The 22,248-nt window shown below is 61.8% G+C and carries 15 protein-coding genes; 12 read left to right on the top strand and 3 right to left on the bottom strand.

The genetic code is table 11. The features are described from left to right. Window positions 1-13: 13 nt before the first annotated feature. On the bottom strand, window positions 14-877 hold the full coding sequence (locus tag B5F27_RS03565; protein ID WP_087247299.1) for an AraC family transcriptional regulator: 864 nt from the start codon (window positions 875-877) through the stop codon (window positions 14-16). Window positions 878-1,307: 430 nt separating this feature from the next. Here B5F27_RS03565 and B5F27_RS03555 point away from each other — a divergent pair, with 430 nt between their 5' ends. The 5 genes from B5F27_RS03555 to gnpA all read left to right on the top strand — a co-directional run bounded on the left by B5F27_RS03555 (window position 1,308) and on the right by gnpA (window position 6,981). Next, entirely contained in the window at window positions 1,308-2,672 is a 1,365-nt protein-coding gene (locus B5F27_RS03555; protein WP_087364722.1) for a carbohydrate ABC transporter substrate-binding protein, read from the top strand. An 83-nt stretch (window positions 2,673-2,755) separates the two neighbouring features. Further along, window positions 2,756-3,640 (top strand): sugar ABC transporter permease, encoded by an 885-nt coding sequence (locus B5F27_RS03550; protein WP_087364720.1) that lies wholly within the window; start codon window positions 2,756-2,758, stop codon window positions 3,638-3,640. A 15-nt stretch (window positions 3,641-3,655) separates the two neighbouring features. Further along, window positions 3,656-4,555: a carbohydrate ABC transporter permease gene (locus B5F27_RS03545; protein WP_087247291.1), complete on the top strand. Its 900-nt coding sequence runs from the start codon at window positions 3,656-3,658 to the stop codon at window positions 4,553-4,555. 13 nt (window positions 4,556-4,568) lie between these two features. Next, window positions 4,569-4,763, top strand: a complete 195-nt coding sequence (locus B5F27_RS03540) for a hypothetical protein (protein ID WP_087247289.1) — start codon at window positions 4,569-4,571, stop codon at window positions 4,761-4,763. A 52-nt stretch (window positions 4,764-4,815) separates the two neighbouring features. Further along, window positions 4,816-6,981, top strand: a complete 2,166-nt coding sequence (gene gnpA / locus B5F27_RS03535; protein ID WP_087364718.1) for a 1,3-beta-galactosyl-N-acetylhexosamine phosphorylase — start codon at window positions 4,816-4,818, stop codon at window positions 6,979-6,981. Between the two features lie 84 nt (window positions 6,982-7,065). Here gnpA and B5F27_RS03530 read toward each other — a convergent pair whose 3' ends face one another. Then, window positions 7,066-7,989 (bottom strand): helix-turn-helix domain-containing protein, encoded by a 924-nt coding sequence (locus B5F27_RS03530; protein WP_087364715.1) that lies wholly within the window; start codon window positions 7,987-7,989, stop codon window positions 7,066-7,068. A 251-nt stretch (window positions 7,990-8,240) separates the two neighbouring features. Here B5F27_RS03530 and B5F27_RS03525 point away from each other — a divergent pair, with 251 nt between their 5' ends. The 7 genes from B5F27_RS03525 (at window position 8,241) to B5F27_RS03495 (ending at window position 19,751) form a co-directional block, all read left to right on the top strand. Next, the gene (locus B5F27_RS03525) at window positions 8,241-8,858 is read left to right on the top strand and encodes a YcxB family protein (protein WP_087364713.1); all 618 of its coding nucleotides are present in this window, start codon (window positions 8,241-8,243) and stop codon (window positions 8,856-8,858) included. A gap of 167 nt (window positions 8,859-9,025) precedes the next feature. Beyond that, complete coding sequence (locus B5F27_RS03520) at window positions 9,026-10,051, top strand: TRAP transporter substrate-binding protein (RefSeq protein ID WP_087247281.1); 1,026 nt, start codon at window positions 9,026-9,028, stop codon at window positions 10,049-10,051. A 72-nt stretch (window positions 10,052-10,123) separates the two neighbouring features. Then, window positions 10,124-10,603 carry a TRAP transporter small permease gene (locus tag B5F27_RS03515; protein WP_242956780.1) on the top strand — a complete coding sequence of 160 codons (480 nt, stop codon included), beginning with the start codon at window positions 10,124-10,126 and terminating at the stop codon, window positions 10,601-10,603. Then, window positions 10,603-11,919: a TRAP transporter large permease gene (locus B5F27_RS03510; protein WP_087364711.1), complete on the top strand. Its 1,317-nt coding sequence runs from the start codon at window positions 10,603-10,605 to the stop codon at window positions 11,917-11,919. Before B5F27_RS03515 ends, B5F27_RS03510 begins: the two co-directional genes overlap by 1 nt. A gap of 159 nt (window positions 11,920-12,078) precedes the next feature. Beyond that, window positions 12,079-14,571: a TIM-barrel domain-containing protein gene (locus B5F27_RS03505; protein WP_087364709.1), complete on the top strand. Its 2,493-nt coding sequence runs from the start codon at window positions 12,079-12,081 to the stop codon at window positions 14,569-14,571. Window positions 14,572-14,595: 24 nt separating this feature from the next. Continuing rightward, window positions 14,596-17,112: a TIM-barrel domain-containing protein gene (locus B5F27_RS03500; protein WP_087364707.1), complete on the top strand. Its 2,517-nt coding sequence runs from the start codon at window positions 14,596-14,598 to the stop codon at window positions 17,110-17,112. A gap of 224 nt (window positions 17,113-17,336) precedes the next feature. After that, window positions 17,337-19,751, top strand: coding sequence for a TIM-barrel domain-containing protein (locus B5F27_RS03495; RefSeq protein WP_242962056.1), 2,415 nt, complete (start codon window positions 17,337-17,339; stop codon window positions 19,749-19,751). Between the two features lie 91 nt (window positions 19,752-19,842). On the opposite strand, the gene B5F27_RS03490 is transcribed toward B5F27_RS03495, so the two are convergent. Next, window positions 19,843-22,200, bottom strand: a complete 2,358-nt coding sequence (locus B5F27_RS03490) for a glycogen/starch/alpha-glucan phosphorylase (protein WP_087364706.1) — start codon at window positions 22,198-22,200, stop codon at window positions 19,843-19,845. Window positions 22,201-22,248: the final 48 nt, after the last annotated feature.

Genomic DNA, 22,248 nt, shown 5'->3' with positions numbered 1-22,248 from the left:
TCCGTTTTTATTTTCAGCGCCGTGTGGGCGGCGCGGGACGCTGACCTTGCCGCACCTGGCGGCGGTATTCGTTGGGGCTGATGCCCTCGGCCTTGCGGAAACACTGGGAAAAGTAGCTGGGGGACGAAAAGCCCAGCAGCTCGCTGACCTGGGCCAGGGTGTGGTTGGTGTTGCCCAGCAGGTACTTGCTCTCCTCAATCCGGCGGCGGCTCAGGTAGGTGATGGGGGAGACCCCGTACTCCTTCTGGAAGGTGTGGGCCAGATAATACTTGTTGATGTGGGCCAGGGCCGCCAGCTTGTCCAGGGTCAGGTTTTCCTTGTAGTTGACGTCGATGTACCGCTTGATCTCGGCGCACTCCCGGTTGTCCGAGCGGGCGACGGTCTTTTGGATCTGGAGGGAGAGGGTGGTGGTGCGTACCAGCCAGATCAGCAGCACTTCCAGCAGGTCCTGACACACCGTCTCGTAGCCGTCCAGGCTGTGGTCCGCCTCGGCCAGCAGCATGTGCAGCAGGGTGCCCAGCCGCTCCCGGTGCTCCTTGCAGTTCAGGATGGCGTAGGGGGCGTCGGCGTTGCCGAACAGGACCTCGATGCCCGAGATCCCCAGCACCACATATTCCAGAGGGGCGGCGTTGAGGCTCAGCTCGGTGTGCTCCACCTGGGGGTTGACGATCACCATGTCGTCGGGGTGGACCGGGTACAGCTGCCCGCTGATGTAAAACTGGCCTTCGCCGCTGAGACAGTAGAACAGCTCGGTGCAGGAATGGGTGTGGGCCGTGCTGTTCCAGTCGCCGCCGAAGCGGCTTTTACTGATGTACAGCAGCCGGAATGCCTCCCGCGGGGCGGGGGCGTGGCTGATGTCAAAGCGGTCGGTGCTCATGAAAAACCTCCTGGCCGAAACCTCTAAAATGCGAAGCAATATTTATAAAAATAAGAGCAAGATTGCACTTTCCGTCCTGGCGGAAGCTCCGGAATTTGGTTTTATTATAGAGAATCCCGCCGCATTTTGCAAGGGCCAATTTCGGTCGGATTGTGCAGAGAAAATTCTGTGGTTTGTCACTTTTTTGTAAATATTTGACGGTATCAGTCCTATATAAGCAATATGTACAAAGTTGTTGGAAATTGCACAGCAATTTGACCTGTTGTATTTTACTGAAAGCAAGATTTCTAAAAAACGGAACAAGAATGCGCTTGTGAAACAAGTGGAAATCTTCTATATTGGGTACAGAGAAAAAGACGCGGCACCTGGCCGGACCTGTGCGGCCGCCCGTCTTGAACGGACAGGATAATCCAAGTTGGAGGATTGACTTATGAAACGCATTTCTCGTCGCAACTTTATCAAGATTGTGGGCGCTGGCGCAGCTGCCCTGGGCCTGGCCGCCTGCGGCAGCAGCTCGTCCAGCTCCACCGCCGCTTCGGGCGCTGCCTCCTCCGGTGCAGCCGCCCCCGCTGAGAGCATCAAGGTGGCCGCCATCGAGACCGCTTATGGTTCCGAGATGTGGCAGAAGGTGGCCGACGCCTTCACCGAGCAGACCGGCATCGCCGTGGAGCTGACCACCGACAAGAACCTGGAGGACGTCATCGGCCCCTCCATGCAGGGCGGCGACTACCCCGACGTGGTCCATCTGGCCACCGGCCGTGAGGCAGCCCTCACCGAGCAGTTCATCAAGGGCAACCTGATCGCCGACATCACCGACGTGCTGAGCATGACCGTTCCCGGCGAGACCGTGAAGGTCAGCGACAAGATCGCCGGCGGCTTCACCGACACCAGCCTGACCAACCCCTACAACGACGGCAAGACCTATCTGGCCCCCATGTTCTACAGCCCCTGCGGCCTGTTCTACAACGCCGCTTTCCTGGCTGAGAACGGCTGGGAAGTGCCCCAGACCTGGGACGAGATGTGGGAGCTGGGCGACGCCGCTCTGGCCGCAGGCACCTACCTGTTTACTTACCCCACCACCGGTTACTTTGACGCCTTCTTCTACGCCCTGATGTACGCAGCCGGCGGCCCCGAGTTCTTCGAGAAGGCCACCCACTACGAGGAGGGCATCTGGGATACCCCCGAGGCACAGACCTGCTTCGACATCGTGACCAAGCTGGCCACCTACACCAACCCCATCACCCCCGCCCAGGCCAACGATCAGGACTTCACCCAGAACCAGCAGCTGGTGCTGGACAACAAGGCCGTCTTTATGCCCAACGGCACCTGGATCGTGGGCGAAATGGCCGAGGCTCCCCGCGCTGAGGGCTTCGAGTGGGGCATGACCGCCCTGCCCGCAGTCTCCGAGGGCGGCGACCGCTACAGCTACACCTGGTTTGAGCAGGCTTGGATCCCCGCCGGCGCAGAACACATCGACGCCGCTAAGCAGTTCCTGGCCTTCCTGTACAGCGACGTGGCCTGCGAGCTGTTCGCTGAGTCCAACGCCATCCAGCCCGTCCTGGGCATCGCCGATGGCCTGGAGGGCGACAACAAGCTGTTCTACTCCATCTACGACAACGGCGCCAAGGCTGCCATGGGCAACTTCGCCGCCTTCACCGCCATCCCCGGCATCGAGATCCGCACCGTCTTCTTCGATCCCGTCAACTCCCTGGTCTCGGGCAGCATCACCGAGCAGGAGTGGATCGACGGCATCAAGTCGGCCAGCGATCAGATGCGGGCCAACCTGGTGGAGTAATCCATCCTTTCCCAACCCAAGCCCTGCCCAGCGGGGGCGGTTAAGCCGCCTCCGCTTTTGATTTGAAAGGAGCGGTCCCCTGTATGAAGTCCAATAAGCGCCGCAGCCGCTTTCTGGTGCTGTGCGTCGCCCCGGCGACGATCCTGTTCTTTATCTTCATGATCCTGCCTACCCTGAACGTGTTCCGGATGTCGCTGTATGAGCGGGGGGCCTATTCTCCCAATGAGACCTTCGTCGGATTGAAAAATTTCCAGCAGCTGATCCATGATACCCAGTTCATCCGTTCGATGCAGAATATGATCCTGCTGGTGGTGGTGGTCACCATCGTCACCTTCGCCTTTGCCCTGGTCTTTGCGGCCATCCTCACCCGGGAGAAAATCAAAGGCCAGAACTTCTTCCGCATCGTCTTCTACATCCCCAACATCCTGTCGGTGGTTGTCATCTCGGGTATCTTCTCGGCCATCTACAAGCCGGAGAACGGCATGCTCAACAGCATCATCGGCCTGTTCCGGGACATGACCAACCCCATCCTGTGGAAGGGCGAAAAACTGGTCATTCCCTCCCTCATCATCGCCATGGTCTGGCAGGCGGTGGGCTACTACATGGTCATGTACATGGCGTCCATGGCGTCGGTGCCCGCCAGCCTGTATGAGAGCGCCAACCTGGACGGCGCCGGCCGGCTGACCCAGTTCTTCCAGATCACCATCCCCCTGATCTGGACCAACATCCGCACCACCCTGACCTTCTTCATCATTTCCACCATCAACATGGCTTTCCTGTTCGTCACCGCCATGACCAGCGGCGGCCCCAACGGCGCGTCGGACGTGGCCCTGAACTACATGTACAGCCAGAAAAACGCCGGCCTGTACGGCTACAGCATGGCCATCGGCGTGGTGATCTTTGTGTTCTCCTTCGCCCTGTCCGCCTGCGTCAACAAGGCTACCAGCCGTGAGCCCCTGGAATTCTAAGGAGGGAAAAACTGTATGGAAAACAAACAGGAACAGAAAACCCCCCGCTCGGCCGAGGGGCTGTACAAATTCTTCATCTACTTTGTCCTGATTCTGCTGGCCGTCACCATCCTGGTGCCGGTGGCCTGGGTCTTTATGGCCTCCATCAAGCAGAACTCGGAGTTTTACGGCAATCCCTGGGCCCTGCCCGCCGGCTTCTACTGGCAGAACTTTGTGGACGCCTGGAACGGCGCCAAGATGGGCCAGTACATGCTCAACTCGGTGATGGTCACCGCCCTGGCCCTGGTGCTGCTGCTGGTGATCGCCCTGCCGGCGGCCTACTGCCTGTCCCGGTTCAAGTTCCGGTGCAGCAAGCTGCTGAACACCCTGTTCATGGCGGGCCTGTTCATCAACGTCAACTACATTGTGGTCCCCATCTTCCTGATGCTGCGGGACGGCGACACCTGGCTGAAAAACGTGGTGGGCACCAGTTTCCTGCTGAACAACCTGGTGGTCCTGGCGGTGGTGTACGCCTCCACGGCCCTGCCCTTCACCATCTATCTGCTGTCGGGCTATTTTGCCACCCTGCCCCACGACTTTGAGGAGGCCGCCTACATCGACGGCGCCGGCTACTTCTCGGCCATGGTCAAGATCATCTTCCCCATGGCCAAGCCCTCCATCATCACCATCATCCTGTTCAACTTCCTCTCGTTCTGGAACGAGTACATCATCTCGATGACCCTGATGAGTTCCACCAGCGCCCCCCGCACCCTGCCGGTGGGCCTGCTGAACCTGATGCAGGCCCAGCAGAGCGCGGCCCAGTACGGCACCATGTACGCCGGCCTGGTGCTGGTGATGCTGCCTACCCTCATCCTTTATATCTGTGTGCAGAAGCAGCTGACCCAGGGCATGACCGTGGGCGGCCTGAAGGGCTAAAGGAGGAGACACCATGGAATTTTGGAAAGAACACCCTGTCCTGCGCATCGTCTTAATCGCGGTGCTGTTCGTCCTGGCAATGGTGCTGGTGGTAAAAGGCTGGCAGATGACCGGCCAGCTGGCGGGCCTCGGCGTGATGGTAGTGGGCGTGGCGCTGCTGCTGGCGGCGCTGGCCATCTACAACAGTCCCTTCCGGGATCGCCGCTGACCCGCCCCGAGGGAATGTTGGAAAACGGAAAAGGAAACAAAGGAGCATACGCATGAACGACACGCAGAAAAAAGGGCGCGTAACCATCCCCACCGACCTGGATGTGGTGCCCGAAACCCTGGAAATCCTGAAAAAGTGGGGCGCTGACGCCATCCGCGACTGTGACGGCACCGATTTCCCCCAGCAGCTGCGGGACGCCGACGCCAAGATCTACTCCACCTACTACACCACCCGCAAGGACAACGCCTGGGCCAAGGCCAACCCCGATGAAATCCAGCAGTGCTACATCATGACCGGCTTTTACACCGCCCATGGGGACACCGTCACCATCCCCCTGATGAAGGGGATCAGCCCCGAGCTGATGGAGGTGAACACCCGGGACGACATCACCCGCTGGTGGGAAGTCATGGACCGCACCACCGGCCAGCCGGTGCCCTCCAGCCAGTGGAGCTACGCCGACGGCTGCGTGACGGTGCAGGCTGTGCCCTTCCACGAGTACACCGTCAGCTTCCTGGCCTACCTGATCTGGGACCCCGTCCACATGTACAACGCCACCACCAACGGCTGGACCAACTTTGAGCACCAGATCACCTTCGACGTCCGCCAGCCCAAGACCCACAAGTACTCCATGGAGCGGCTGCGCAAGTTCATCCAGGAGCATCCCTACGTCAACGTCATCCGCTACACCACCTTCTTCCATCAGTTCACCCTCATCTTCGACGAGCTGAAGCGGGAGAAGTACGTGGACTGGTACGGCTACTCCGCCTCGGTGAGCCCCTACATTCTGGAGCAGTTCGAGAAGGAAGTGGGCTATAAGTTCCGCCCCGAATACATCATCGACCAGGGCTACTACAACAACCAGTACCGGGTTCCCAGCAAGGAATACCGGGACTTCCAGGCCTTCCAGCGCCGGGAAGTGGCCAAGCTGGCCAAGGAGATGGTGGACATCACCCACGAGTGCGGCTGCGAGGCCATGATGTTCCTGGGCGACCACTGGATCGGCACCGAGCCCTTCATGCCGGAGTTCAAGACCATCGGCCTGGACGCCGTGGTGGGCAGCGTGGGCAACGGTTCCACCCTGCGCCTGATCTCGGACATCGAGGGCGTCAAGTACACCGAGGGCCGGTTCCTGCCCTATTTCTTCCCCGATACCTTCCACGAGGGCGGCGACCCGGTGCGGGAGGCCAAGGAGAACTGGGTCACCGCCCGGCGGGCCATCCTGCGCAAGCCCATCGACCGCATCGGCTACGGCGGCTATCTGAAGCTGGCTTTGGAGTTCCCCGAGTTCATCGACTATGTGGAGAGCGTCTGCAACGAGTTCCGGGAGCTGTACGACAACATCAAGGGCACCACGCCCTACTGCGTCAAGCGGGTGGCGGTGCTGAACTGCTGGGGCAAGATGCGGGCCTGGGGCTGCCACATGGTCCATCACGCCCTCTATTATAAGAAGAACTACAGCTACGCCGGCGTCATCGAGGCCCTGAGCGGCGCCCCCTTCGACGTCCAGTTCATCAGCTTCGACGACATCAAAGCCGATCCCCACCTGCTGGACAACATCGACGTCCTGATCAACGTGGGCGACGCCGACACCGCCCACACCGGCGGCCGCTGGTGGGAGGATGCCGAGGTGGCCTCGGTGGTCAAGCAGTTTGTGTGGAACGGCGGCGGCCTCATCGGCGTGGGCGAGCCCTCCGGCCACCTGTACCAGGGCCGCTACCTGCAGCTGGCCGGCGTCCTGGGCGTGGAGAAGGAGAACGGCTTCACTCTCAACTACGACAAGTACAACTGGGAGGAGCACCGCGACCACTTCATCCTGGCCGACTGCCCCGACCACGACATGGACTTCGGCGAGGGCCAGAAGAGCATCTACGCCCTGGAAGGCGCCCAGGTCCTGATCCAGCGGGACAAGGAAGTCCAGCTGGCCGCCAACGACTTTGGCCAGGGCCGCGCCGTCTACATCAGCGGCCTGCCCTACAGCTTTGCCAACAGCCGCGCCCTCTACCGCGCCATCCTGTGGAGCGCCCACAGCGAGGAGGAGCTCCACACCTGGTTCAGCTCCAACTACAACGTGGAAGTTCACGCCTACGTGGCCAACCACAAGTACTGTGTGGTGAACAACACCTACGAGCCCCAGGACACCACCGTCTACACCACCGACGGCCAGAGCTTTGACCTCCACCTGGAGGCCAACGAGATCAAGTGGTACGAAATCCACTGAGCTCCTGACCTGAACCCATAAAACCAGACAGCCCGCACCCAACCGGATCGACTTCCGGAGGGTGCGGGCTGTTTTTTGTTTTGTTCAAAGACAAAGGGCCGGGCCGGCCGGCGGGGCAGGGGAGTCCTTGGTGTCTAGGGCGTTCAGGTGGCTGCGGTAGTCGGCGGGGGTCATGCCGTACAGCTTCCGAAAGGTTTTCAGGAAACTGCTGTAGTTGCTGAAGCCGTTTTCGGTGCAGGCGGACAGAATCTGCTTGCCGTCGGCAATGTCCTGGCGGCAGCTCTGCATCCGCAGCTCGGTGAGATAGTCGTGGATGCTCTGCATGGTGTATTCCTTGAAAATACGGGACAGGTGCTCCCGGCTGACGTAGGCGTACTGGGCCAGCTGGGTGACGGTCAGGTCGGGGTCCCGGAAATGCTGCTGGATGTAGTTGGTCACCGACGCCACCAGGGCGTTGGTGGAGGTGGGTTTGCCCAGGCCGTCCTCCCGGATGATCTGGCGGATGATCATGGTCAGCTGGCTCAGGAGGAGCCGGTACATCTGTTCCCGCTCGGCCTCGTCCGGGATGGTGAGGGCGGCAGCGGCCTGCTCGATGAGGGACCGCACCTTCCACTTGTAGCCGGCGTCCTCGTGGAAAATCAGAAGCCGGTCGGGAATGGTGCAGCCCGCCGCTCCCAGGCCGCTGGTCTCCAGGGTCTGCTGCCAAAAGGCGTCGTCAATCTGGATGATGAGACGATCGTAGGTGTCGTAGTAGCCGGTATGCACCACCTTGGGGGGAATCAGCATCAGCTCCCCGGGGTGCAGCTCGTACTGGCCGCCGCTGACGTAATAGCGGGCCTTGCCGCTGACCATATAAATGTACTCGTGGTAGGGGTGGTAGTGGGTCACCGACTGGTGAACCCGGCGGTTGGAATACCAGCCCACCACCACTTTGTCCCAGGGCAGGCGGCGGTTGGCCTCCTCGGGGGTGATGTTCTGGTCGGCGTAGGGGGTGACAAACGAACGCATGAACGTCCCTCCTGCATGGTTTTGCTGCTGAACCCAGTATATCACAACAGGTCACATTTTGCGAACATTTTATCACACATTCAGACGATTTTCCTCCGATAATTTGTTATTATTATGACGGTAAGTCGAAAATTAAACATATTATCCAAAATATGGAGAATATTATTGTACAATTCTCACATAGCTTGGATGCAACAGCACACGCAAAAAATGATGCGCCGTTTCTGCGCCGGACAAAGGAGGAAAAACCCATGGCCGTACAGTACCAGGGCCGGATGGACCACACCGAAAACACCATTCAGGAGCTGTTTGAGACCCAGTACAACACCTACCGGATGGGCCGTGTGGTTGTGACGGCGGTGGCCGGAGTGGCGCTGGCGGCAGCCGGGCTGTTCGCACCGGTGCCCATGCTGGTCCAGGGACTTCTGCTGCTGGCGGGATGCCTGCTGTTTGTGGGCCGGGATTTTCCGGCCATTGTCCGGGCCGAGGGGGTCATCGAGGCCCGGGGCGGGGTGCTGCCCTCGTCGGTGTGCACCTTCTGCGCCGGCCACATGGAGCTGGAGGAGGGCGGCATCCGGAAAAAACTGCGCTACGACAAGCTGGACCGCATCGTCCAGGACCGGCGGTATCTGTACCTGTTCTTCGGGCCGGAGTCGGTGGTGATGGTGGACCGGTCCACCATCCAGCCGGGCACCGCCGGGGACGTGATGCAGCTGGTGAGCGAGCGCACCGGCAAACAGTGGGAGGCGCCGTTCTCCCTGCTGACCTTCAGCCTGCGGGATATCCTGCGCATCTGGGACAACCGGAAAGCAGGGAAGGCCCCGGCCGCCCAAAGAGGCAAAAAGAAGGCCGGACGATCCAGACGGTAACCTTGCGCCCTGTGAGGGATGCGGCGGCTGCACGCCCCGGTCCCGGGCTGCTTTGGATATACAATCGAACCACGGAAAGGAGGGGGCGGACCCAAGGAAAGACGGAAGATTCGGAGTGCGGCACCTGAAAAGGCAGGCCGCAAGTGAAAAGGAGGTACTGTATCCCAATGAAAAAGCTGATTTCCCGCCGTAACTTTCTGGCAGCGCTGGGCGCTGTGGCTGCGGCAGGCGCCCTGGCTGGCTGCGGCGGCAAGCAGGCAGCCCAGGCCAACGGCGACGAGAAAACTTTTGACCTGACCCTGTCCCACGGTCTGGCCGAGGACCATGCGGTCCACATCGCCCTGAGTGCCTTTGCCGATGCGGTCCGCGAGCAGACCGGCGGCACCATCAACATCGAGATCTTCCCCAACGCCACCCTGGGCAGCGAGGTGGACAACATCACCCAGATCCGCGCCGGCGCGCTGGATATGGCCAAGGTCTCGGCGTCCACCCTGGGCAACTTCCAGCAGGAGTGGAACGTCCTGTCGGTGCCCTATGTCTTCAACGACCAGGCCCACTACTACAGCGTCATGGACGGCGAAATCGCCCAGGACCTGTACAAGCTCACCGAGAGCAAGGGCTTCATGGGCCTGACCTGGATGGATTCGGGCGCCCGCTCTTTCTACACCGCCAACAAGGCCATCCGCACCCCCGCGGACCTGAAGGGGCTGATGATCCGCACCATGGACTCCCAGATGGCCATTAACATGATGACCGCCCTGGGCGGCTCGGCCACCGTCACCAGCTATTCCGAAATTTACACCGCCATGCAGCAGGGCGTCATCGACGGCGCCGAGAACAACGTCACCGCCCTGCGTGACCACGCCGACGTCACCCAGTACTACTGCTTCGACGAGCACACCCGCATCCCCGATATCCTGCTCATGTCCACCGAGACCTGGAACGCCTTCTCGGACCACCAGCGGGAGATTGTGACCGCCTGCGCCCGGTCCATGACCGAGGATTATAAGGCGTCCTGGGCAGCCTTTGAGGACGAAGTCCTGGCCGCCGCCGAGGAAAAGGGCGTCGAGCTGATTTATGACGTGGATATCCCCGCCTTCCAGGAGGCGTGCCAGTCCATTTACACCGACCTGCAGGCGGATTCCCCCGAGGTGTACGCCTACGTGGAGCGGATTCAGCAGGCGGCCGTGTGAGACGGCCCCGCGCATCTGTACCCGGCGCGGGCTGTCCCCACCGCCTGCGCCTACAAATGAGGAGATGAGACTGTGAAAACATTTGAAAAAATCCTGGACACCGTCATGCGTTTCCTGCTGGCGCTGTCCATGTTCGCCCTGCTGGCGGGTGGTACCTGGCAGATTTTCAGCCGTATGGTGCTGGGCGACCCCTCCACCTTCACCGATGAGTTCCTCCGCTACGTCCTGATCTGGGCCTCCCTCATCGGCTCGGCCTACTGCTTCTACCGGGACGAGCACCTGTCCCTGGACCTGATCAAGGGCCGGGTCAAGGGCGGCGCAGCCGTGGCCCTCAATATCTTCATCGAGGCGGCCACCCTGTTCTTTGTCTGCTACGTCTTTATCTACGGCGGACTCAAGCTGTCCATGAACGCCCTGAACATCTCGTCGGTCATGCACCTGCCCTTCACCTTCCTGTATTCGATCCTGCCCATCTCGGGCGTCTTTATCGTGCTGGCCCGCGTGCTCAAGTACGCCCAGCTGTTCGCTGAGAAGAAAGGAGGCAAAAACTGATGGTCGTACAGGCAACCCTGAGCCTTTTCGGCTCCTTCTTCGTCATGCTGCTGGCGGGTGTCCCCATCTCGGCCGGCATCGGCATCGCTTCGGTCATCACCGCCCTGTTCAGCATGCCCGCGGACATCTTCGCCCTCATCGCGGCACAGCGGTGCTTCTCGGGCCTTGACTCCTTCTCGCTGCTGGCCCTGCCTTTCTTCACCCTGGGCGGCAACATCATGAACAAGGGCGGCATCGCCCGCCGCCTGATCCGTCTGGCCCGCCTGCTGGTGGGCAAGATCCCCGGCTATCTGGCCGCCACCAACGTGCTGGCCAATATGTTCTTCGGCGCCGTGTCCGGCTCCTCGGTGGCCGCCACCTCGGCCATGGGCTCCATCCTGAGCCCCCTGGAGGCAGAGGAGGGCTATGACCCCAACTTCTCCGCCGCCGTCAACATCTGCTCCGCCCCCACCGGCATCCTGATCCCCCCGTCCGGTCCGCTGATCCTCTACTCCATCACCGCCGGCGGCGTGTCGGTGGCAGCCCTGTTCATGGGCGGCTATCTGACCGGCATCCTGCTGGGCCTGTGCGTGGCAGCCCTGACCATCTATCTGGCCGTCAAGAAGGGCTACAAGGCCTCCACCGTAAAGGAGGACGCCTCCGCCCTCCGGGTCTGGATCGACGCCATTCCCTCCCTGCTGGCCGTCATCATCGTCATGGGCGGCATTCTGGGCGGCTTCTTCACCGCCACCGAGGCCGGCGTGGTCATGTGCCTGTACTGCCTGCTGCTGGCTGTGGTCTACCGCGAAATCAGCTTCGAGACCTTCTACAACATGCTGGCGGACACCATGAAGAGCTCGGCCACCATCCTGTTCCTGATCGCGGCCTCCTCCATCATGTCCTACGTCATGTCCTACTCGGGAATCCCCGCCGCCATCAGCGAGGGCCTCATGAGCATCTCCAGCAACCGCTATGTGATCCTGCTCATCATGAACGTCTTCCTGCTGATCATGGGCTGCTTCCTGGATCTGACCCCCGCCGTCCTGATCTTCACCCCCATCTTCCTGCCCATCGCCACCAGCATCGGCATGAGCCCGGTCCACTTCGGCCTGATGCTCATTACCAACCTGGGCATCGGCTCGGTGACCCCGCCCGTCGGTTCCTGCCTGTTCGTGGGCTGCGGCGTGGCCAAGGTCAAGATCGAGGGCGTCACCAAGTACATTATCCCTCTGTTTGTCGGCATGGTGGTGGCCCTGCTGCTCATCACCTTCATCCCTGCCATCCCCATGATCGTGCCCTATCTGTGCGGCCTGGTGGATACCTTCTGGTGGGCATGAGCGTGAATTCCCTGCATTTTCCCGCTGCGGCATAAAGGCCGCTGGTTACCGGATGGAGCCCCTGACTGTCTGCCCGTCAAATGGTCGGGGGCTCTTTTCCATACCAACACAGGTATGTTATACTTGTGAAAAAACGCCCTTCCGGAAAGGAGTAATTCCATGTATCTTTGCAAGGAAATCCAGGCCATGGAGCGCCTGGACGGCGCGTTCCTGTTCCACACCAACTGCGCGGACATCAAGGTCTGTTTTGTCACCGACGAAATCGTCCGTCTGCGGGTATCCTTTGACCGGGAACTGGCCGAGGAGTCCTATGTTCTGTCCACCACCGCCTGGGAGGACCGTCTGGACGGTCTGTTCGAGGCGGAGCGCACCCGCCTGACCCCCTGCACTCCCGCAGTGGAGGAGACCGAAGGGGAGATCACCTTCGACACCGGCAAGGTGAAGCTGGTGGCACGGAAATCCCCCCTCTGCTTCCAGCTGTACAACCGGGACGGCGATCTGCTGTACAGCGATCTGGCCGGCACCCCCTATACCCTGGACTCCAACCGCCGCATCACCCACTACAGCGCCATGGAGGAAGAGGACTGCTTCTACGGCTTCGGCGAGAAGGCCGGCGCCCTGAACAAGAACAAGACCTTCCTGCGGGAGCGTGCCACCGACGCCATGGGCTATGACGCCGAGAAGATGGACACCCTCTACAAGCACATCCCGTTCTACATCCGTCTCTCCCGCACCACCCGCAAGGCGGTGGGCCTGTTCTACCACAACTTCTATGAGTCCGTGTTCAACATGGGCTGCGAAAAGAGCAACTACTGGTCCCGCTACACCTACTGGCAGGCCGACGGCGGTGACATCGACCTGTTCCTGCTGGCAGGCGACAGCATCCGCCGGGTGGTGGACAACTATACCCTCCTGACCGGCCGTCCCGCCCTGCTGCCCAAGCGGGCGCTGGGCTACCAGGGTTCCTCCATGTACTATCCCGAGCTGGAGAAGGACAGCGACGACGCCGTCCTGGACTTCATCGACACCGTCAAGGAGGAAGGCTTCCCCATCGACGGCTTCCACCTGTCCTCGGGGTATACCAGCTACAACAATAAACGCTGTGTTTTTACCTGGAACACCGAGCGGTTCAAGGACCCCCGGGCTTACTTTGCGGCCATGAACGAGAAGGGTGCCCAGAACGTCCCCAACGTCAAGCCGGGCATCCTGCTGTGCCATCCCTGGTTCGACGAGTTTGTCCAGAAGGGCGTCTTTGTCAAGGATTCCCAGGAGGACACCTACGGCGTCGGCAAGTGGTGGGGCGGCGACGGCGCTTTCTGGGACTACACCAACCCCGAGGCCCGCAAAGCCTGGAAGGAATACCTGACCGCCAACGTCATCGACGTAGGCACCGACTCCATCTGGGACGACAACTGCGAGTATGACAGCCTGCTGGACAAGGACTGCCGCTGCTGCTTTGACGGCAAGGGCGGCACCATCGCCCAGCTCAAACCCCTGATGAGCACCCTGATGTGCAAGCTGGGCGCCGAGGCGGTGGTGGAGCACAACCCCAAGGCCCGCCCCTACATCGTCTGCCGCAGCGGCTCGGCCGGCATCCAGAAATACGCCCAGACCTGGTGCGGCGACAACTACACCAGCTGGAAAACCCTCCGCTACAACATCCCCATCATCACCGGCATGGGCCTGTCCGGCCAGCCCAACGAGGGCGCCGACATCGGCGGCTTCCACGGCCCCGCCCCCGACGAGGAACTGTTTGTCCGCTGGGTGCAGAACGGCATCTTCCAGGCCCGGTTCTCCATCCACTCGGCCAGCAACGACAACACCGTCACCGAGCCCTGGATGTACCGCGGCTCGGCGGGGCTGATCCGGGACGCCATCCTGCTGCGCTACCGGTTCACTCCGTATCTGTACTCGGCCGAGTACGAGGCCAGCCAGACCGGCGCGCCCATCATGCGGCCTCTGGTGTATGAGTTCCAGCAGGACCCCAAGGTTTACGACGAGAGCTTTACCTTCCTGTTTGGCCGGGATATCCTGGTGGCCAACGTGCTGGAGCCGGGCGCAAAGACCTGGAAGGTATACCTGCCCGCCGGCTGTAAGTGGTACGACTGGAACAACCATTTCACCTGCTACGAGGGCGGCCAGACCATCGAAATCCCGGTGGACATCAGCACCATCCCCATGTTCCTGCGGGAGGGCGCCATTGTGCCCATGGCCGATAACCAGCTGATGAGCATGGCCAACGACCATATGACCGACCTGCACCTGACGGTGATCCCCGGCGGGGAGCGGACCTACACCCTCTACGACGACGACGGCGTCACCAATGACTTCAAGGACGGCGTCTGCCGCAAGACCCGGATTCATGTGTCGGGCACCGACGTGGTGAAGGTGGACTTTGCCGCCGAGGGCAGCTACACCGACTTTGTGGAGCGGGTGATGGTGGAGATGGTCCGCAAGGACCGCAGCCCCTTCTGGGTCACCCTGGACGGGCAGAAGCTGGAGCACTTCCTCAACCGCCGCAAGTTCGAGGCCGCCGCCGAGGGCTGGTACTACAGCCAGACCAAGAAGGCCGTGCTGGTCAAGTACCCCAACCCCCGCAAGGATGTTACCCTGACCGTGTCCTTTGAGGACTTTGACCTCATCGGCATGTAAATAAAACAAAAAGGAAGAACGATTATGCTGCTCAAACACTTCCAGTCTCTGGAAAAGACCGGGAACGGATACAAGATTCACGGCGACACGGCGGACATTCTGCTGGTGTTCATGACCGACGATATCATCCGGGTGCGGGTGTCCTTTGACCGCGCCTTCAAGGAGGAATCCTATACCCTGGTCACCACGGCGTGGCCCGACCGGATGGACGAGCTGCTCAAGGACGAGCGGGTCCGCATCACGACCCTGGACGTCCCCTGTGAGGAGAGCGAAAAGACCCTGACCTTCCGCACCCGCACCCTGACCCTGGTGATGAACAAGTGCCCCCTGTCCTTCCGGCTGTACACCGCCGAAGGTGAGCTGATCTACGCCGATCTGCGGGAGCGCGCCTTTGAGCGGGATCAGCTGGGCCGGCTGTCCCATTATTCCCGGATCGACGCCGCCCACGACCACTTCTACGGCTTTGGCGAAAAGACCGGCCACCTGGACAAGAAGGGCCGCCGGATGCGGATGGCCCCCAAAGACGCCATCGGCCATGATCCTGAGATCGGGGACCCCATGTACAAGCACATTCCCTTCTACATCCGGGTCAGCGACCAGCAGCGCCACGCCCTGGGCCTGTTCTACCACAACTCCTACGACAGCGTCTTTGACATGGGCCAGGAGATTTCGGGCTATTGGGACCGGTACAGCTACTACCAGACCGACGGCGGCGACATCGACCTGTTCTTCCTCAACGGCCCCGACATCTGCCAGGTGCTGGACCACTACACCCAGCTCACCGGCCGCCCGGCCCTGCCCACCAAGCAGTCCCTGGGCTACTGCGCCTCCACCATGTACTACGCCGAGCTGGAAAAGGACTGCGACCAGGAGATCTACAAGGTCATCGACAAGCACAAGAAGGAAGGCGTCCTGATCGACAACTTCTGGCTGGCGTCGGGCTACACCAGCGGGGAAGAGGACAATCTGCGGTATGTCTTCAACTGGAACTACAAGCGTTTCCCCGACCCGGCGGGCTTCTTTGCCCGGATGAACGAGATGGGGATCAATGTCATCCCCAACCTCAAGCCCGGCATCCTGAAAAATCACCCCTACATGCCTCTGTTTGAGAAGAACGGCGTCTTTGTCAAGACTCCCGATGGCACCGGCGACTACTATGGCCGCTGGTGGGGCGGGGAAGGCCGCTTCTTCGACTTCACCGGCAAGGCCGGCCGGGACACCTGGAAACAGCTGCTGAAGAAAAATGTCCTGGAGCTGGGGGCCAAGACGGTCTGGAACGACAACTGCGAGATGGACGGCGTGGAGGACCGCACCGCTCAGTGCGATTTTGAGGGCCAGAAGGGGACCATGGCCGAGCTCAAAATCCTTCATTCCAACCTGATGGCCTATGTGGGCAAGGAAGCTCTGGCCGAGGTCTACCCCGGCGAGCGCCCCTACATCATCAACCGGGCCGGCTTTGCAGGCATCCAGCGCTATGCCCAGGTGTGGGGCGGCGACAACCTCACCGACTGGCGCACCGTCAAGTTCAATATCGCCACCATCCTGGGCATGGGCCTGTCGGGCTGTGCCAACATGGGCTGCGATATCGGCGGCTTCCATGGCCCCGCCCCCGAGGCGGAACTGCTGCTGCGGTGGATTCAGAGCGGCATCTTCCAGCCCCGCTTCTGCCTGAACTCGGCCAACGACGACAACACCGTCACCCAGCCCTGGATGTACGAAGAGAACAACGACTACATCCGCGCCGCCTACGCTCTGCGCTACCGGATGCTGCCCTATCTGTACTCCCTGATGTATCAGGCCAGCCAGACTGGCATGCCGGCCATGCGGCCCCTGTTCCTGGAGTTCCCCGACGACCCCGCCTGCTACAGCGACCAGAACCTGACCTTTATGTACGGCAGCAGCGTCCTGGTGGCCAACGTGGTGGAGAAGGGGGCCCGGACCCGGACCATCTACCTGCCCGCCGGCTGCACCTGGTACGACATGAACGACAACCTCCGGCCCTATGCCGGCGGCCAGACCATCGAAGTGCCGGTGGACCTGGGCAGCATCCCCATGTTCCTGCGGGGCTCGGCAGTGTTCGTCACCAGTGAGGACGTGAAGCACATCCTCAGCGACACCCTGCGCCATCTGGACCTGCTGGTGGCTGCCGAGACCGACACCAGCTTTGTCCTGTACGACGACGACGGCCACACCCAGGATTATCAGAACGGGGTCTATTCCCGCACCGAAATCCAGGTCAAGGCCGGGGAACAGACTGTTCTGTCCTTCCGCAAGGAGGGCAGCTACACCGATACCGTGGACAGCCTCACCATCCGCCTGGTCAGCAAGGCCAAGGGCGCCTACTGGGTGACGGTGGACGGCCAGCCGGTGCCCCGCACCATCGTGCGGGAGGTCTTTGACGAGTCTCCCTGCGCCTGGTACTACAATATGTCGGACCGGACCATCTGGGTCAAATATCCCAAGCCCGCCCGCGACAACTACGACGTGGTCATCTCCACCGAGAAGTTCGACCTGGTGGGCATGGTCAAGGAAGAGGAGTAAAACCCCTTTTTCCTGAGCATTCCTGCGCCATTCCCTCCCGCAGCGCCCGGACGCACCCCTCCTGCCTTGGGGACGTCCGGGCACTTTTGCGCGCCGGAACGCCGGCCGGTTCAAACGCCCCGGACAGTGTAAAAGAAAAAAACGAAACAATACAAAACCTTGTCTTGGAACGGCGGCTGCAATCTGCTATAATAGGGCCGCAGACCAAAAAGAGGGCCTGATGGATGAAGGATAAGGAAAGGATGCTGCCTATGGAAACGACCCAGATCAAGAGCCGTCCCATCTGCCGCCGGGAAGCGGTGGTGCAGGGGGACAAATACCGGTTCAGCCTGCTGACGCCGCGGCTGTTCCGGCTGGAGTACAATGAGGCGGGGATCTTTGAGGACCGCCCCACCCAGTGCGTGATGAACCGGGAGTTCCCGGTGCCCGCCTTTGAGGTGTATGAGACCGAGCACTCCCTCAAAATCGTCACCGAAGGGGTGGAGCTGCTGTACAACAAACAGGCCTTTTCTCCCAGCGGCCTGTCCCTGACGGTCAAGGCCAGCAAGGACGCCCACAACGCCGTCTGGCATTACGGCGAGCCGGTGGAGGACCTGGGGGGCACCGCCCGCACCCTGGACGGGGCGGACGGCGCGGTGGAGCTGGACCACGGCGTGGTGTCCCGGGGCCGGTATGGCGTATTGGACGACAGCCATTCTCTGGTGATCCGGGAGGACGGCTGGGTGGAGACCCGGAAAGGGGAGACGGTGGACCTGTACTTCTTCGGGTACGGCCACGACTACCAGGGCTGCCTGCGGGATTTTTACCGCCTGACGGGGGACACCCCAATGCTGCCCCGGTTCGCCCTGGGCAACTGGTGGAGCCGCTACCACCGCTACACCGACCAGGAGTACAAGGAACTGGTCCAGCGGTTTGAGAAGGAACAGGTGCCCTTCTCGGTGTCGGTCATCGACATGGACTGGCACCTGGTGGACGTGGACCCCAAGTACGGCAGCGGCTGGACCGGCTACACCTGGAACAAAGAGCTGTTCCCCGACCCGCCGGCCTTCATGGACTGGCTGCACCAGCACAACCTGCGGGTGACGCTGAACGTTCACCCGGCGGACGGCGTCCGGGCCTTTGAGGAGGCCTACCGGCCCATGGCCGAGGCGCTGGGCCGGGACTGGCGCACCGGCGAGACCATCGAGTTCGACATTGCCGACCCCAAGTTCCTGAAAGCCTATTTCGAGTGCCTCCACCACCCCCAGGAAAAGGACGGGGTGGACTTCTGGTGGCTGGACTGGCAGCAGGGCACCCGCACCAAAATCCCCGGTCTGGACCCCCTGTGGATGCTGAATCACTACCACTATCTGGACAGCATGCGGGACGGCAAGCGGGGGATGACCTTCTCCCGCTACGCCGGCGTGGGCAGCCACCGGTACCCGGTGGGCTTCTCGGGGGATACCATCATCACCTGGGAATCGCTGGACTTCCAGCCCTATTTCACCGCCAACGCCAGCAATGTGGGCTATGGCTGGTGGAGCCACGACATCGGCGGCCATATGATGGGCTACAAGGACGATGAACTGTCCACCCGCTGGGTCCAGCTGGGTGTCTTTTCGCCCATCATGCGGCTGCACAGCTCCAACAGCCGCTTCACCGGCAAGGAACCCTGGAACTACAACCTGATTTCCGAGACGGTGATGAAGAAATACCTGCGCCTGCGCCATCAGCTGGTGCCCTATCTCTACACCATGAACCGGCTGGCCAGCCAGGAGGGCCAGCCGCTGGTTCGGCCCATGTACTATCTGGAGCCGGAACAGCCCGAGGCCTACGAGGTGCCCAACGAGTACTATTTCGGCACCCAGCTCATCGCCTGCCCCATCACCCGGCCCATGGACAAAAAGGCCGGGGCCGCCTCCTTCGAGGCGTGGCTGCCGGCGGGCAAGTGGTTTGACCTGTTCAACGGCCGGGTCTACGACGGCGGCCGGAAACTGATCCTCTGGCGGGGCATCGAGGACATCCCGGTGCTGGCCAAGGCGGGCGGCATTCTGCCCATGGCCGCCCTGGAACCCTACAGCAACCGCATCGACAACCCCGAGGCCATGGTGGTCAAGGTGTTCCCGGGCAGCGACGGAGCCTTTGATTTGTACGAGGACGACGGCGTCAGCCTGAACCCGGCTCCCACTGCCGCCGTCACCCATATGACCTGGGACTGCATGAAAGAAGGCTGCTTCACCATCGCTCCGGTGGAGGGCAATCCTGCCACCGTCCCCGCCCGGCGGACCTACACCCTGGAATTCCGGGGCGTGGCCGACCAGCCGGTGGAGGTGCTGGTGAACGGCCAGCCGGCAGAGGCCGCGTGCAGCTATCAGGAGGACACCCACACCCTGACGGTGCAGGCCCCCGCCATCACTCCCGCCGACCGGCTGGAGGTGCGGTTCGGCCATCCGGTGGCGGTGCGGTCCAATGACCTGCTGGGCCAGACCTTCCAGCTGCTGTACAAGGCCGAGATGGAGTACAACCTGAAAGAGCGGATCTACGGCTACCTGCAGAGCGGCATGAACGCCGCCGAACTGCTGGGCGTCCTCCAGACCATGGAGCTGACCGACGCCGTCCGCGGGATGCTGTCGGAAGTGCTGCTGGCGGAAACCCGCTGAGCGATATCCACATAAAGAAAGCCGGAAGGCTGCGGATTCATTCCGCGCCTTCCGGCTTTTTATTGTGTGTGGGCGGCCTGCCTGGGGCTGGTTATTCGTCCTTCTCCGGGGCGGCGGGCGTTTCGGGGGCCTCCGCGGCCTCTGGGGCGGCCTCAGCCTTTGCGGGAGCTTCCGGGGCGGCGGCCGGGCGCAGGTGCCAGATGTCGGCGTCGTACTGGGCGATGGTGCGGTCGGAGGAGAAATACCCCGACTTGGCAATGTTCACCAGCATCTTTTTGGCCCAGGCGGTGCGGTCCTCGTAGGCGGCCAGCGCCCGCTCCTTGGCGGCGATGTAGCTCTCCAGGTCCAGCAGGGCCATGAACCAGTCCTTGTACTTCAGGTCGTTCCACAGGGGCCACAGCAGGTTGGGGTCACCCAGCGAGAGCATCTGGGGCGTCAGCAAAAAGTCCACCAGATATTCCAGGTTGGGCCGGTGGTAGTAGTCCAGAGACCGGTAGGCATTGCGGGCGTAGAGGTCGATGACCTGGTCGCTGGATGCGCCAAAGGTGAAAATGTTGTCCGGGCCCACCAGATCGGCGATTTCCACGTTGGCGCCGTCCATGGTGCCCAGCGTTACCGCGCCGTTGGCCATAAACTTCATGTTGCTGGTGCCGCTGGCCTCCTTGGAGGCCAGGGAGATCTGTTCCGACAGGTCGCAGGCGGGGATCAGGGCCTCGGCCCAGCTGACGTTGTAGTTCTCCACCATCACCACATGGAGCCAGGGCCGGACGTCGGGGTCCGATTCGGTCAAAGCCTGCAGGCAGAGGATCAGGTGGATGATGTTCTTGGCCATGGTGTAGGCCGGGGCCGCCTTGGCCCCAAACAGGACGGTGATGGGCCGGGCCGGACGGCGGCCTGACTTGATCTCACAGTATTTGTAGATGACCCACAGGGCGTTCATCTGCTGGCGCTTGTACTCGTGGAGACGCTTGACCTGGATGTCAAAAATGGAGTTGGGGTCGATCTCCACCCCCTGGCGCTGCCGCAGCAGGGCCTGGAATTTCCGCTTGTTGTGCTGCTTGACCTCCAGCAGGGCGCTGAGGCTGTCGGCGTCGCCGGCGTAGTCCAGCAGCTTTTCCAGCTGGGCGGCGTCGCGGGTCCATCCGTCGCCGATCCGCTGGGTGATCCACCGGGCCAGGGCCGGGTTGCAGGCTTCCAGCCACCGGCGGAAGGTCACGCCGTTGGTCTTGTTATTGAACTTTTCGGGGTACAGGTCGTAGAAGGGTTTCAGCTCGCTGTTTTTGAGGATTTCGGTGTGGAGGGCCGCCACGCCGTTCACCGAGTGGCCGTAATGGATGTCCATATGGGCCATGTGCACCCGGCCCCAGGGGTCCAGGATGGACACCCGGTCGTCGCCGCTGCGCTGGCGGGCCCGGCGGTCCAGCTCCTCAATGATGGGCACCAGCTGGGGCGCCACCGTCCGGATGTAGTCCAGAGGCCACTTTTCCAGCGCCTCGGCCAGAATGGTGTGGTTGGTGTAGGCGCAGGTCTGTTCCACCTGGGCCAGGGCCTGGTCGAAGGTCAGGCCCAGACCGGTCAGCAGGCGGATCAGCTCGGGAATCACCATGGAGGGGTGGGTGTCGTTGATCTGGATGGCCACATGGTCGCTGAGGGTCTCGGGCCCGAAGCCCCGGCCGGCCAGTTCTTCCAGAATCAGCTGGGCCCCTGCCGACACCATAAAGTACTGCTGATACACCCGCAGCAGCTGGCCCTCGTAGTCGCTGTCGTCGGGGTAGAGGAAGGAGGTCAGGCAGTGGGGAATGTCCCGCTTGTCAAACCGGATGCCGTCGGCAGGGGGCTGGGCGGGGTCGGACACGTCAAACAGGTGAAGCCGGTTGGCAATGCCGCTGTGGGCGCCGGGCACCAGAATGTCGTAGAGGTTGGCCGTCAGCTCAAAGCCCCCGAAGGGAACGGTGAAGGTCTTGCCGGTGGAAATCAGCCAGCTCTCGGGCTGAATCCAGGGGTCGGGCTGCTCCTGCTGCCTGCGGTCGGTGAACTTCTGATGGAACAGGCCGTAGTGATAGTTCAGGCCCACGCCGTCCCCGGGCAGGCCCAGGGCCGCAATGGAATCCAGAAAACAGGCGGCCAGACGGCCCAGTCCGCCGTTGCCCAGCGAGGGCTCGGGCTCGTATTCCTCCAAAGCTGCCAGGGAGCGGCCCATTTCGTCCAGCAGGGTGCGGACCGGCTCGAACAGGCCCAGGGCCAAAAGGTTATTGCTGAGCAGCTTGCCCAGCAGAAACTCGGCTGAGAAGTAGTAGAGCTTGCGCCCGGTGTCGGGGGCCGGCAGGGCGGCGGCCCGCTCCTGGGTCAGGGCCAGCAGGGCCTGATAGAGCTGGGCGTCGGTGCAGTCCGCAGGCGGACAGCCAAAGCGCTCCTGGGTGATGGCGGACAGCTGCTGTTTGAGTTCCATGGGAAACCCCTCCTTTTCTGTGACAAAACAGAGTATGGATCAACCAAA

The sequence above is a fragment of the Faecalibacterium sp. An192 genome (assembly GCF_002160175.1).
Lineage (GTDB): Bacteria > Bacillota > Clostridia > Oscillospirales > Ruminococcaceae > Faecalibacterium.
The sequence above is the reverse complement of the archived record's forward strand: the minus strand, read 5'-3'. Positions and strand labels throughout refer to the sequence as shown.

Bases quoted from the DNA above. Each gene is read 5' to 3' on its own strand.
- B5F27_RS03505 (WP_087364709.1), top strand. From the start codon at position 12,079: ATGTATCTTTGCAAGGAAATCCAGGCCATGGAGCGCCTGGACGGCGCG.
- B5F27_RS03510 (WP_087364711.1), top strand. From the start codon at position 10,603: ATGGTCGTACAGGCAACCCTGAGCCTTTTCGGCTCCTTCTTCGTCATG.
- B5F27_RS03540 (WP_087247289.1), top strand. From the start codon at position 4,569: ATGGAATTTTGGAAAGAACACCCTGTCCTGCGCATCGTCTTAATCGCG.
- B5F27_RS03520 (WP_087247281.1), top strand. From the start codon at position 9,026: ATGAAAAAGCTGATTTCCCGCCGTAACTTTCTGGCAGCGCTGGGCGCT.
- B5F27_RS03530 (WP_087364715.1), bottom strand. From the start codon at position 7,989: ATGCGTTCGTTTGTCACCCCCTACGCCGACCAGAACATCACCCCCGAG.
- B5F27_RS03545 (WP_087247291.1), top strand. From the start codon at position 3,656: ATGGAAAACAAACAGGAACAGAAAACCCCCCGCTCGGCCGAGGGGCTG.
- B5F27_RS03490 (WP_087364706.1), bottom strand. From the start codon at position 22,200: ATGGAACTCAAACAGCAGCTGTCCGCCATCACCCAGGAGCGCTTTGGC.
- B5F27_RS03550 (WP_087364720.1), top strand. From the start codon at position 2,756: ATGAAGTCCAATAAGCGCCGCAGCCGCTTTCTGGTGCTGTGCGTCGCC.
- B5F27_RS03555 (WP_087364722.1), top strand. From the start codon at position 1,308: ATGAAACGCATTTCTCGTCGCAACTTTATCAAGATTGTGGGCGCTGGC.
- gnpA (WP_087364718.1), top strand. From the start codon at position 4,816: ATGAACGACACGCAGAAAAAAGGGCGCGTAACCATCCCCACCGACCTG.
- B5F27_RS03495 (WP_242962056.1), top strand. From the start codon at position 17,337: ATGAAGGATAAGGAAAGGATGCTGCCTATGGAAACGACCCAGATCAAG.
- B5F27_RS03525 (WP_087364713.1), top strand. From the start codon at position 8,241: ATGGCCGTACAGTACCAGGGCCGGATGGACCACACCGAAAACACCATT.
- B5F27_RS03500 (WP_087364707.1), top strand. From the start codon at position 14,596: ATGCTGCTCAAACACTTCCAGTCTCTGGAAAAGACCGGGAACGGATAC.
- B5F27_RS03565 (WP_087247299.1), bottom strand. From the start codon at position 877: ATGAGCACCGACCGCTTTGACATCAGCCACGCCCCCGCCCCGCGGGAG.